The 12,943-nt window shown below is 45.0% G+C and carries 10 protein-coding genes and 1 rRNA gene; 4 read left to right on the forward strand and 7 right to left on the reverse strand.

Annotation, left to right across the window (positions count from 1 at the left end):
* Positions 1 to 9 precede the first annotated feature (9 nt).
* Positions 10 to 125: ribosomal RNA gene (gene rrf, locus Q4Q50_RS02760) — 5S ribosomal RNA — on the forward strand.
* 289 nt (positions 126 to 414) lie between these two features.
* Complete coding sequence (locus Q4Q50_RS02765; RefSeq protein ID WP_311898276.1) at positions 415 to 2,865, forward strand: EAL domain-containing protein; 2,451 nt, start codon at positions 415 to 417, stop codon at positions 2,863 to 2,865.
* Here Q4Q50_RS02765 and Q4Q50_RS02770 read toward each other — a convergent pair.
* Both Q4Q50_RS02770 and Q4Q50_RS02775 read right to left on the reverse strand, forming a co-directional pair.
* Complete coding sequence (locus Q4Q50_RS02770) at positions 2,822 to 3,805, reverse strand: alpha/beta fold hydrolase (protein WP_259214366.1); 984 nt, start codon at positions 3,803 to 3,805, stop codon at positions 2,822 to 2,824. The two genes, Q4Q50_RS02765 and Q4Q50_RS02770, sit on opposite strands and share 44 nt — an antisense overlap.
* Positions 3,806 to 3,900: 95 nt before the next feature.
* Positions 3,901 to 5,712, reverse strand: a complete 1,812-nt coding sequence (locus tag Q4Q50_RS02775) for a DUF885 domain-containing protein (RefSeq protein ID WP_311898277.1) — start codon at positions 5,710 to 5,712, stop codon at positions 3,901 to 3,903.
* A 210-nt stretch (positions 5,713 to 5,922) separates the two neighbouring features.
* On the opposite strand from Q4Q50_RS02775, the gene add reads away from it, so the two are divergent.
* Complete coding sequence (add, locus tag Q4Q50_RS02780) at positions 5,923 to 6,918, forward strand: adenosine deaminase (protein ID WP_311898279.1); 996 nt, start codon at positions 5,923 to 5,925, stop codon at positions 6,916 to 6,918.
* Positions 6,919 to 7,011: 93 nt separating this feature from the next.
* Here the strand turns inward: add and hemN are convergent, their stop codons facing one another.
* From hemN to Q4Q50_RS02805, 5 genes are all read right to left on the reverse strand, one after another.
* Positions 7,012 to 8,388 (reverse strand): oxygen-independent coproporphyrinogen III oxidase, encoded by a 1,377-nt coding sequence (hemN, locus tag Q4Q50_RS02785; RefSeq protein ID WP_107950061.1) that lies wholly within the window; start codon positions 8,386 to 8,388, stop codon positions 7,012 to 7,014.
* A gap of 261 nt (positions 8,389 to 8,649) precedes the next feature.
* Complete coding sequence (locus tag Q4Q50_RS02790; protein WP_311898281.1) at positions 8,650 to 9,117, reverse strand: DUF2489 domain-containing protein; 468 nt, start codon at positions 9,115 to 9,117, stop codon at positions 8,650 to 8,652.
* 74 nt (positions 9,118 to 9,191) lie between these two features.
* On the reverse strand, positions 9,192 to 9,752 hold the full coding sequence (gene yihI, locus Q4Q50_RS02795; RefSeq protein ID WP_006079359.1) for a Der GTPase-activating protein YihI: 561 nt from the start codon (positions 9,750 to 9,752) through the stop codon (positions 9,192 to 9,194).
* Positions 9,753 to 9,842: 90 nt separating this feature from the next.
* Complete coding sequence (locus Q4Q50_RS02800) at positions 9,843 to 10,481, reverse strand: class I SAM-dependent methyltransferase (RefSeq protein WP_107950056.1); 639 nt, start codon at positions 10,479 to 10,481, stop codon at positions 9,843 to 9,845.
* 820 nt (positions 10,482 to 11,301) lie between these two features.
* Positions 11,302 to 11,925, reverse strand: a complete 624-nt coding sequence (locus Q4Q50_RS02805) for a c-type cytochrome (protein ID WP_311898282.1) — start codon at positions 11,923 to 11,925, stop codon at positions 11,302 to 11,304.
* Positions 11,926 to 12,093: 168 nt separating this feature from the next.
* Between Q4Q50_RS02805 and yihA the strand changes: the two genes are divergently transcribed.
* The gene (gene yihA / locus Q4Q50_RS02810; RefSeq protein ID WP_006079362.1) at positions 12,094 to 12,753 is read left to right on the forward strand and encodes a ribosome biogenesis GTP-binding protein YihA/YsxC; all 660 of its coding nucleotides are present in this window, start codon (positions 12,094 to 12,096) and stop codon (positions 12,751 to 12,753) included.
* Positions 12,754 to 12,943: the final 190 nt, after the last annotated feature.

The raw sequence follows: 12,943 nt of genomic DNA on the forward strand, positions 1-12,943 counted from the left end.
CAGAATTTGCTTGGTGACAATAGCCTTGTGGAACCACCTGATCCCATCCCGAACTCAGAAGTGAAACGCAAACGCGCCGATGGTAGTGTGGGGTCTCCCCATGTGAGAGTAGGTCATCGCCAAGCGCCTAATTATCTCATTGAGATGTAACGAAGCCAGCTGAATAAGCTGGCTTTTTTGCATCTGCAATTTGTTAAATCAGCGTTAATACAGAACATTGTTCTATTCGTTTTAGCTCTGGTCATTTCGCTAGTTCTTTACGTTTTTTCCTTCCTATATTTCAGACTTTTATACTCTAAGTTCATTATTTACATCAAGATCTCGCTTAGTTTGATAAGTCCTTTTGCTTAGTGGTTAGTTTCCCGTTAGCATACAAAAACTATTCACATTTTTGTTAAAGGCTGTCTGTTGCCTATGCTTCGTAAGCTTTCGCTCGCGGTACTGCTCCCTCTGTGTATGCTGACACTATATTTAGTGTTGGTCATAGGCGAGTACCTGTTTGAAAGCGATCAAGTGCGTGCTGAATTGGCGCAGCGACAATCGAAACTGATAAAGCAGCAGTTGTTCCGGATGCAGAATGTGGTTCAATCGGCGCAGGCTTTACAGGATGTGGAGCGGATCGAGCAGGAGGTTTCCTTAGCTGCGCTGGATATGGGCACTATGGTTTATATCTTAGTTGATGCTGATAGCCGTATTCGTTTTGCAAACCATACTGTTTGGCGTGATAGCAATGCCATGCAAGTCATTGATGGTTATGATGCTACTCGTCATCGTGCTGTGGTTCAGGCTTTCCTGCCACAAATTCTCGTTAATCTCGAACGCTTAACTATTCAAGCATATTATCCCGTCGTGCCTCAGTATGGTGGTGCGGTTGATTTGATTTATCTTGAAGCCGATTTAGCGCCTTTAGTTGCCGAAGCTTCCGCTAAGTTACAACAACGTTTTATGCGGGTTTGGGGGCTGGGTGGATTATTACTGATTGGTTTTACCTTCATTCTCTATTTCCTGTTGATCCGTCCATTCCAAATATTAAGCGAGGCCGCTAAACAGGTAGGGACTTCTTCCTTTTCGACATCGATCCCTTGGAGCTCATCAGAAGTCTTATCATTGCAAGCCAGTTTGCAGCAGGTACATGAACGTTTGAGTCGTGCTGTGAAACAGTTGAATGACAGCGAACTGCGCTGGCTGTTTGCGGTGGAAGGCTCGCGGAACGGTATTTGGGATTGGGATATCAGCACGGGTGAGGTTTTTCTTTCTGATCGCTGGAAAGAGATGATCGGTTATGCGCCGGATGAATTAGCGGGCGTATTCCAGACTTGGGAAACGCGGTTACATCCCGATGATAGGGATATCGTACTGGATGCGTTGCAGGAGTACGTTAGCGGTAAAAGTAAGGAATTTGAAAGTGTCCATCGCCTGCGACATAGAGAGGGGCATTATGTGTGGGTGCTGGATCGCGGCATGCTGGTTGATTGGGACCCTCAAGGACGTCCTACTCGGATGATCGGCATTCATATGGATGTGTCAGAAAGTGCCAAGAACCATGCTGCGATTAATGAACTTGTGGATCAATCGGTTACGGGTCGCAAGATGTTACCCGATGTCTTTGTGGCGCGACTGTCGCAATTTTTAACCCAAGGTAATAGTTCAGGTCAATGGGGAGCATTGCTGCTTGTTGAGGTGGATAGATTAGGCTTGGTCGCGACTCTAAACTCCCACGAATTAGAGCGCTTACTCACGCAAGTGGCTGCACGTCTATCGAGTTATTTTACTGAGAATATTACCGTTGGCCGATTGGAGTCCGGTGATTTTGTTTTGCTGGCTAAAGACTTAGCGGTTGATGCTTCAGTGGCTGCGCGTCGTGCTTTAGCGCTTGCGAGTGAGTTAAGGCAAGTGATTGCTCGACCATTCCATTATGGTCATCATTATTTTGAGCTTAGCGCGAATGTGGGGATTTGTTTGCTCGACAGCATAGAGACCTTAGATCCTGCTTTAGTCATGCGCCGCGCCGAGTTAGCAACCTTGAGTGCTAAGCAACCTGGGCAAGCGGGATGCGCTTTCTATCATGCTGAGATGGATTTACGTCAGAGCCGTGATGAACAGTTACAACAGGAGTTACAGACGGCATTACAGCAAGATAGCATGACGTTAATGTTCCAACCTGTGATGAATGCGCACAGTGAATTGGTCTCGGCTGAAGTGCTCACACGTTGGTATCGTACCGATGGCGAGTTTATCCCGCCTGCAGAGTTTGTAGCGTTAGCCGAACAGGGAGGAATGATTGCTGAACTCGATTTTTGGGTCGCTAATCGTGTGTGTCAGTTTATTCAGACATCCCATGCCCAAGGCCGGAGTTTGCCGACTTTAACTCTTAATATCAGTGCATTCTCATTTGGTCAGGCAGATTTTGTTGATGCATTGGTTGCGTTAGTTAAAGAGCATGGCATTACGGCTCATCAACTGGGTATTGAACTCAATGAGGCCGCATTGTTAATGCAACCACAGTTTGTGGCTGAGCGCGTGTCTAAGTTAGTTGATGCAGGGATAGGTATCGTCCTCGATCATTTCGGTTCTGGCTCGAGTGCTTTAAGTTGTTTAGCCAACCAGCCATTAGTTGCGGTTAAATTGGATATGAGTTGTATTGATTCATTAGCCGCAATGCCACAAAGAGTGAAGGCGTTAATTGTCTCTGCGCAGCAGTTTAATTTGCACGTGGTGGCTAAAGGCGTTGAATCACCCCAACACTATCAAGCCTTTGTTGAATTTGGCTGTGATGGTTATCAGGGCTATTTATTCAGCCGAGCGCTAAACCAAGCGGACTTTATCCAGCTTGTTTGTCCTCGTCCTTTATTGCGAAGCGTTTAAAGAAGTCGAGCGCATAATTTAAGGCTTGGTTCCGATAGGCGTCTTTTTCCATAAAAATCTCATGGGCAGCCCCTGCGATCACCTTCAATTGGCAATGAGTGCTCACCGCAAGATTCTGGGCCGCATTATCAACAATCTTATCTTCACTCGCTTGCAGTATCAGGATTGGCGTGCGAATTTGCGCCGTTGCCAGTACGCAAGTGTCTGCTGCATCTAAAGATTCTGTCAACCAACGGTTAGTTGGGGAACCGAGTTGTAACTTAGGGGCCGCGTCATACAAGTCTCGATAGGCTTGGTATCTACTTTGGCAATGGGTTAGCTCATTTCCTTTGAAGGGAACCGGCTTATAGTTTTGTCCTCCAAGCACATAGTTAGGTTCACCGCCATTGAGTGTGGTATCGAGTTTACTGGCTAACCAGCGCACGAATGCTTTTGGCATAGGTAATTTGATGCCATACATGGGCGCTGAAAATACCGCGGCGGTAAAAATATCGGGATGTTGTTTGAGATACAAAGTGCCAATCGCGCCACCCATTGAATGGCCAAGTAGCATGAGTTGTTTGTCGTTTTGCGGTAACACTTTCTTCTGCATAAACAGTGCAAAATCATCAATATAATCATTGAATCTTCGCACATGACCCATGTGTGGATTGATTGTCATACGATCCGACAATCCTTGGCCACGGTGATCGATGGCATAAACAGAGTAACCCTGTTGGTACAAGTCGAAGACCAATTCTTGGTACTTTAAATAGGATTCAACTCGGCCACTACTGAGAACGATTGCGGTATGTGCTTGGGGATGTTTGACCATCATATAGGCCAGCGTGATGCCATCAGCTGTGATCAGCGTGTCTTGAACAACGCTTTGCCAGAAGGCTTGCTGCTCTGAGGTATTTAAATCGTGTTCAGTCGAAAATGTCGCTTTGGCTTGGCTCATACTCAGTCGCAAATCATTTGGCTTGAATGGTTTGCTAGAGTGTAACAGACAACCATGGGAGTCTGAAAATACCGACTCCCATGGTTGTGATTAACTTAGCGTGTCGCCTTTTTAGCTTCAATAAAATCATTGATTTGCTGTTCGAGGATCGACATAGGTACTGAGCCATTTTCGAGCACAGCGTCGTGGAAGGCGCGAATATCAAACTTGTCGCCGAGTTCCTGTTCTGCTTTAGCGCGTAACCGCTTGATCGTTAACTCGCCAATCTTGTAGGACAAGGCTTGTCCTGGCCACGAAATATAACGGTCAATTTCGGTCGTGACATTGTGCAGTGATAGCGCGGTATTGCTGGCCATAAAATCGATGGCTTGTTGACGACTCCATCCTTGGGCATGCATGCCTGTGTCTACGACTAAACGCGCTGCCCGCCACATTTCATAGGTTAAGCGGCCAAAGTTACTGTAGGGATCTTGGTAGAAGCCAGCCTCTAAACCTAAGTATTCGCAATACAGACCCCAGCCTTCGCCAAAGGCAGAGATATAGCCATAACGACGGAAATCGGGGAGTGACGTTAGCTCAGAGTTGAGTGAAATTTGCAGATGATGACCGGGTACGGCTTCGTGCAAAGTTAAAGCTTCTAACTCGTAGAGTGGGCGCTTGTCCAATGCATAAGTGTTGACCCAGTAGTAACCGGGTTCGTCATCGCTGTTCGATCCTGAATATCGGCCTGTGGTGTATTTCGGCGCAATTTCGGCGGGCACTGGCGCTATACCATAGGGTTTACGGGGGAGTTTGCCGAAGTACTTAGGCAGCATGGCATCGGCTTTTTTGGCAATAAATGCCGCTTCTTTGAGTAACTGATCGGCACTGGTGGTGTAGAACTGGGGATCGGTCCGCAGGAAATGTAAGAAGTCGGCAAAGCTGCCTTTAAAGCCAACGGACTTGATGATTTGCTCCATCTCTTGGCGGATACGCTTTACTTCTTTTAAGCCCAGCTCATGCACTTCTGCCGACGTCATATTCAAGGTCGTATAGTAACGTACTCGATTCTCATAAAACTCAGCACCGTTAGGTAAGCTGCTGGCCGCGATATTTTCCCGTGCATTGGGAATGTACTCTTTGGTCATAAAATCATAGAAGTTTTGATATAGCGGTAGGACTTTTTGCTCGACTAAGGCGCGACCTTCTTGGGTCAGCTGAGTTTTTTGTGCTTCAGTGAAATAGCTGGGGTATTGCGTAAAAGGTTTGAAATAACCGCTCTTTTCCACAGGGACGATATAAGCACTGATACTGTCTTCAAAGCCATTGAGTGTCACTTTAGGCGGCGTTATTCCCTCGGCTAATCCTTGTTTCAGCCATTGAGTTTGCTGGGCGAAATAGGTCGGGAGTGCATTGAGTTTGGCAATATAGTTGCGGTAATCCTCAAGGGTGTTGAATCTTCCCTGTGCGATTGAGGTGATATAAGCGTGGAAGCCGCTTTCCGCGGTAATGGGCAAGTAATAATCTTTAAAGCGATACAGGTCGACATCGTTTTGGAGCTGATCTTCCAGTATTTGAGCGTTAATCTTATCTTCTTTACTCAAACTGCTGCGGTCGAGTGCTTTGAGCTGCGCTAATACTGCGATTTGGCCTTGATTGAGCTTAGAGAGTGCAGCTGGCGAGAGATCCGATAACTTTCCTGCGGCACTGGCATCCCCCATGCTGTAAGCCATTTCAGGACTCGCGCTGAGCTGTAATTGCCAGCTTTGGTCGATGATCGCTTGCAGCGCGGGAACTATGGGCTCAACTTGCGACTGTGTTGCTGATATTGCCTGTGGCGCTGCGGTTTGGTCATTTTTTGTGGTTTGAGTGGCACTGCAGGCGCTTAATGCGCATATCAATAAACTGGGGGTTAAGAGTTTATGCATAGTCGATCTCTGATATTTTCGTTGTTATTGAAGTCATTATGCCTGATGAATACGGCAGTTCCTTGTATGGATATTAAGCAGAATTGTGACTGAATGTGAATTTAAATGCGTTTGGCGCATAAATGCCCCTGAAAATGCGTGTTAAACTTAGTGTCCGCCCGCGACCAAATAACAAAAGCATTGGCTGGGTAGTTCAAATAGGGGTTAAATATGATTGATACATCCATTCCATTGGTGGATCTGCATCGTCACCTAGACGGTAATGTGCGAGTAAACACCATTTGGGAACTAGGACACCAACACGGCATTGTGCTACCTGCCGATTCTTTAGAGACTCTCGCACCTTTTGTGCAAATTCAGGGGAAAGAAACTAGCTTAGTCGCCTTCTTAAAGAAGCTCGATTGGATGGTTGGCGTACTCGCTGACTTGGATGCGGTTAAACGCGTTGCCTATGAAAACGTTGCCGATGCGGCATTGTCTGGCTTAGATTACGCTGAGTTACGTTTTAGTCCTTACTATATGGCGATGAACCATAAGTTACCGATTGAAGGCGTAGTTGAAGCAGTAATCGACGGCGTTAAAGCGGGCTTAAAAGACTATAACGTGAAGATCAATTTGATTGGTATTTTGTCACGTTCATTCGGTCAAGCCGCTTGTACTCAAGAACTTGAAGGCTTACTTGCCCATAAACAACATCTCGTGGCTATGGACTTAGCTGGCGATGAAATGGGTTTCCCTGGCGAGTTATTTAACGAGCACTTTAAACGTGTTCGTGATGCAGATCTTGCGATTACGGCTCACGCCGGTGAAGCCGCGGGTTCACAAAGTATGTGGCAAGCGATTCAAGAACTTGGCGCGACGCGAATTGGCCACGGGGTGAACGCGATTCACGATCCTAAGTTGATGGAATATCTCGCTAAGCACCGTATTGGTATCGAATCTTGCCCAACCAGTAACTTGCATACTTCTACAGTCGCTTCTTACGCTGAGCATCCTTTTAGAACTTTTATGGATGCAGGCGTATTGATCAACTTAAATACCGATGATCCCGGTGTGAGCGCTATCGACATTAATCATGAGTACCGTATTGCTAAATCCGAACTCAAGTTAACCGATGCTGAGTTAGCGCAGGTGCAACGCAACGGCGTTGAAATGGCGTTTTTATCCGACAGTGATCGCAAAGCACTGTATGCCGCTAAGGTATAAGCTCTGAGTCATTAATAAAAATAGCTATAAATAAAAAATCCGACTCTAGAGTCGGATTTTTTATGAGCGTTCGCGAGTGCAGCGATAGGCGCTTTAGATCACGCGCGAGAACTGTTGCTGACGTGCTTTTTGACGATAGTAAAGGTCGAAACACATACAGATATTGCGGATCAATAAACGGCCAGTTGGGCTGATAGTGATCTGTCTGTTGACGATTTCAACTAGCTTGTCATCGATAAATGTCTGCATTAACTTAAGATCTTCCGCGAAATAGGTTTCGAAGTTAATCCCCAGTTTCTCATCAATTTTCGCCATATCTAATTCGAAGTGGCAAATCAGCTGTTTAATCACTACGCGGCGGATTTCATCGTCACGGTTCAGGCTGCAACCTTTCCACAAAGCATGGCCTTCCTTATCTATGGCTTCATAGTAAGGGCGGATATCTTTCTGGTTTTGCGCATAGCAGTCGCCAATCTGACTGATGGATGACACGCCAAGACCTAACAAATCACATTCTTCTTGGGTGGTATAACCTTGGAAGTTGCGGTGCAGTCTGCCTTCACGCTGTAACTTGGCTAACTCGTCATCGGGTTTAGCAAAGTGATCCATACCGATATATTGGTAACCCGCGCCAGTTAAGGTCTCGATAGTTTGGTGCAGCATTTCGAGTTTTTGTTTTGGCGAAGGTAAATGCTCGTCTTTGATCTTACGTTGTGCAGCAAAGCGCGCAGGTAAGTGAGCATAGTTAAATACCGACAGGCGGTCAGGTGATAAATCTAAAACGCGCTGCATAGTGACGGCAAAGGTTTCTGGCGTTTGGTGTGGCAAACCATAGATTAAATCTATGTTGGTTGACACAAAACCCATGGCTTTCGCTTTGGCCATCAAGTCGAAGATAAATTGCTCGTCTTGTTCGCGATTAACGGCAATTTGCACTTCTTTATTGAAATCTTGTACGCCAATGGAGATCCGGTTGAAGCCCGCTTCTTTCAATGTGTCGAGCATTGACAGTTCTATCTCGCGAGGATCGACTTCAATCGAGTACTCGCCTTCTTCCGCAAAGTTAAAGTTAGCTTTAATCAATGACGTAAGTTTAAGAATCTGCTCAGGATTTAAGAACGTAGGTGTACCGCCGCCCCAATGCATTTGGGTCACACTGTAATGTTTAAACAGGGGCGCACGTTTGATAATTTCTTGGCTTAAATATTCAATGTACTGATCGGCTTTGTGTTGGTGGCGGGTGATGACTTTATTACAGCCGCAGTAATAACAAAGCTTGGCGCAGAACGGGATATGAATATACAGCGACAGTTTATCGCTTTTGCTATTTTCAATGGCCGTCAGCAGGTTTTGTTCGGTGAATGTGTCATCGAACTCCAATGCCGTTGGGTAAGAGGTATAACGGGGACCGCTGTAGTTATACTTTTCGATCATCGACTGATCCCAGCTAATCTGAGTGGGCTGCTTCAAGGCGTGTCCTCCGTGGGTAAATTAGCAACAAGCGAAGTATGCAAGGTTCTTAAGTAAATAACCTTGATCTAGGTTGTAAAAATGACGTCTGTCTTTTTAGAAGTTACGCAATATCTATCAAAAAAGTACGCTTGTCTGTCGATATGTGGTGGTTTTGTGCGCAGTCTCACGGGAGACAGCAGAGTAAGATTGGAGTGGGTTTTATCGAGATGACCTCAAAACCACAACATAAGTGGTCTTGAGGTATAACAATGAGCGAGTTTAATGCATCGCTTTGGCTTGGTAATCCGCCAGTTTTTTCGCATCATCACTGATGCCTTGCTCTAATGCCGCTTCGGACTTCATTCTGATCAAATCTAACTTCATCCTTTCTTGCTTAGGCAAGGCTTGACGAGCGTCCATGATGGGATGATTTTTAATTAGCTCAAAGTGTTTGAATAATGAAGGGTAATCAGGAGCCACACGCTCACTCAATGACAGGATTTCAAATAATCGCCCAATTCTGACCACGCCTTCAGAGATCTCACAGCGGTCTTCAATCATGGCAGTGGCGATATAGCGGATATCATCTAAAACTTGGGCGCGTTTTGCATTCGCCGTGACTTCACGCTCGGCTTGTTCGGCCTGCTGACGCTTTTTTTGCTGCTTGAGTTTTAGGATTAAGAAGGTGGCGTAGCTACTAAGCGCTACTATGATGATAAAACCGAGAATAATGATAGCCGTAGACACAGAGACTCCTTATATGAATGGCATAAGGAGCACAGCTAAAAAACTGAGTTCCCTATGCCTTAGCACTGAGAGGTTTAGAACTTGTCTTGATAATCTTTCAGTAAGTCAGCGCCTGATTCGAACTTATCGAACAACTCATCGTCAGACAAAGACTTAGCTGGTGATGAAGGTGCGTCATCATCCATATCGTCGCTAATGCCGAGTTTAACCATCAGAGCTTCAATCTTATTCAGCTGTTGATCTAACCATTTTTGATCTACATCGTTGAGATCACGGCCTTCTTCCAGCATATCTAACAGCTGATTTAGTCTTGGATCTTCTTCCAATTTCAGCAGTTTTTGCTCGTCAGTCAGCTTAGCTTGTTTCACTTTTGGCTGGGCGGCTTTATCTGTAACCACTGCCGCTGGAATCGCTAAAGCAATAGGCTTTTTGCTGCCATGACGCGGGTCTTTTTTCTTCGCGGCCTGCTGTTGCGGCGCTTGCGCTAAAATTAAGCTTTCGTTATGACGACTGCCTGATTTATTGCCAGAATCTTTACGTTTGCCAGTCGCTACAGCGCGATCTTGCTTCTTCACTCTTGGCTGTAACTTAGGGCTGTTCTCGCCGCCCTTGCGTGTTTTCTTGCTACGAGACATGGTCTTCTCAATTGTTTACAACGTATGGCCCCGCAGACTAAGGTTGAGCTTGTCTACAAGGTGCGAAATTAGGCCGAGTGTTATACCAGATTATGATGTTTTTTGCATCAAAACGAGGTCCTTTGCGGCAAATAATAGTTCAAAATCGCTATTGTTTGCTAGGTACTCGAAGGTTTGTCGCTGGTAAAAGCTCACATGGGTGAGGTTGTTCTTATAATGCCACTTAGCAAAACCATCTAATTCAGTCAGTAACGGTGTGCTTATCGCTAACCAACCACCTGGATGAAGTAGTCGAGAGAGTAAGGCCCACTCTTTTATTGGGTACTGAAAATGCTCAAAAACGCGATAACAGCAGATAAAATCATATTCTTGCTTTAACACATCATGATTCGGGGCAAAAAAGGGATCGTATTGGTTTAACTTGTGGCCCGCATTTTCTATGGTCGCCAAACTCTCATTATCGAGTATGCGTCCAAAATTCAATCCTAATAAACGACCAGCTTGCTGCTGCTCTAATTGCGCTAACAGCGGCAAAATAAATTGCGATAGCTGCTTTTGCTTCAACGCAATGCGTGAACGACCGTATCTTTGTTTCTCTGCCGCGGGTGGTAAATGGCTATTTGCATCCGCAAAGGTTAACTCACATGTCTTGCAAACATAAAAACTCCGTTTTTTATCTTGATGAAGGAGTTGTGTCTGACTGTTATGACAAAGAGGGCATCTGGGCATTGAGTCTGCTGAAGTGGTTATTAAGGCTTTGATTGTACCAATTATATTGGTCGAGTGCACATTTTAGACACTGGTGGTGTATTTACACCAAAGAAAAAAGGCGGCAGTTAAACTGCCGCCTTACAAAGGGTGCTTTAGCACCTTATCCTGATTCCAAGTATCCATACTTGCTATGCGACTTTCCCGGTCGGTATCCTTCTTTTTTTTACTGCTTTCCCTGCATTATTTTTGTTAACGGTCTTCCAGACACTTTATTTTTTCTGTCGCCATCCTGACCACAGTTTCCGTAGATGGTCTCGCGACACATCATTGTATAGCATCGTCATCATTGACGTTTAGTTAACCATCCGTGTTACTTAAGTACCTTCCAGTGATAACAAGCATCCAGCCAGTGCATCCTAAGCTTATCGCTTCCTTTGCGACAGTTTACATCATGTAAACTGTGTCCTGATGGGGCAAGTTACCCTGAATGTAAGGCGTTTTGCTAGAAGCAAATTGGCATTATCGGCCATCCCTTACAAAATTGTGCTGACCTGGATTTCAAGTGGAAATCACGACTCTTGTTATTATTAGAGAGTGGTCTTAAGTATATTATTGTTATTGAGTGTCTTTATTCTTATATCTTGAATGTTAATTATACCGAAACCTGTAAGTTATTATTAATCTTTTTGTACAAACAGATGGGTTTATCTCGGTACGGGGCTTATTAAACCCAAATCTGTGATCTATGTCAAGCATGAATCTTATGCAGTTTACGTTCACGTCAACTTGGTGGTGTAAAAAAAGGGTGATAATACACCCCTTTCTTAACTGACTAAGATTACTTCAGGCTAGAAAGATACTTAGATAGTGCGTCGATATCGCTATCGCTTAGCTTTTTAGCCACATCTTGCATCATGCCGTTCAGGTCATTATGACGACCCGCTTCACGGAATTTTGTCAGTTGGATCTTGATGTAGTTGGCGTGTTGGCCAGCCAATGTTGGGAAGCCTGCAAGTTCAGCGCCTTTACCATCTGGGCCATGACATGCCATACAAGCGGTAATACCACGTGAAACATCGCCACCTTTGTAAAGTTTAGCGCCTAACTCAGGGACATCTTTCGCTTCAGTCACTTGGATTACTTGGCTAGAAAAATATGCAGTAATGTCGAGAATATCCTGATCGCTTAGAGGCATTGCCATGCCACTCATGATAGGATCCATACGACCGTCTTTACCGCCAGTTTGCGCTGCACTACGGAAATCATGTAGTTGCTTTTGGAGGTAAGTGGCGTGTTGGCCCGCAAGTTTAGGGTACATATCGATCATACTGTTACCGTCCATACCATGGCAGGCTGAACAGACAATGATTTTCGTTTTTCCCGCTTCAGCATTACCTTCAGCAATCGCAGGTGAAGATATGGCGGCAATTACAACAGACAGCGCAAGAGCTAGCTTTTTCATGGCGTTCCAACTTCTGGTTAAGATTATTATCCTGAGCTTACTAGGGTGACCCGCAAGCGTGGTAAAATATGATTAATGTGATCGGAGTAATATTTTACACGAAAACGTGGAAAAGTAAGTAATTCTTCATAAATTATGGTATTGCGTAGAAAAATTTCGGAGTAAATAGTGACTGAATCTCGTATAGATTTTCGTAGGGCAAAGTTTTTAATCAGTGCACCTGACATTGCACATTTGGATCAATATCTGCCCGGCGATGTTGGAGTTGAGATTGCATTTGCTGGCCGCTCTAATGCTGGAAAGTCTAGTGCACTCAATGCATTAACTGAGCAAAAAAGTTTAGCAAGAACCAGTAAAACCCCTGGCCGAACTCAATTAATTAACGTATTTGAGTTAGATGCTCAGCGTCGTTTAGTTGACTTACCTGGCTATGGTTTTGCACAAGTCCCGCTTGCGTTGAAAAATAAATGGCAGCAGGCATTAGGTGAATATTTGCAAAAACGCGCTTGTTTAAGTGGCGTGGTTGTCTTGATGGATATACGTCATCCACTAAAAGATCTCGATATGCAGATGATCGAGTGGGCGGTTGCCAGTGAAATCCCTGTGTTAGCTTTGCTGACCAAGTCAGACAAATTAGCTCAAAGCGCTAAGATGAAAACGGTAAATGAAGTGCGTCTGGCGTTGAGTGAGTTTGGTGACTGGGTACAGGTTGAGCCTTTCTCATCGCTTAAAGGAACCGGTAAGCCTAAAGTGTTGGCTATTCTAAATGAATGGTGCCATCCGCAATGGTTGACCGATGAGTTAGATGCGGCGAACAACGCCGAATAATATTGCCTGTTTTGGCATACATGGTCGAGTTTGACTGTGTATGCCGCCCTTCTATTTTTCCTACAATTTTTTCTTATCTTTCCTTCTTGTTAAGCTTTTATCCCTATTAACTTTTCGTCAATTTCAGGCAAAAAAATAGCCGATGACAGTGTCATCGGCCAAAAATATTAGCTCTTTTGGGGAGAAGCTA

Origin of the sequence: Shewanella scandinavica (assembly GCF_031932065.1) — a bacterium.
Lineage (GTDB): Bacteria > Pseudomonadota > Gammaproteobacteria > Enterobacterales > Shewanellaceae > Shewanella > Shewanella baltica.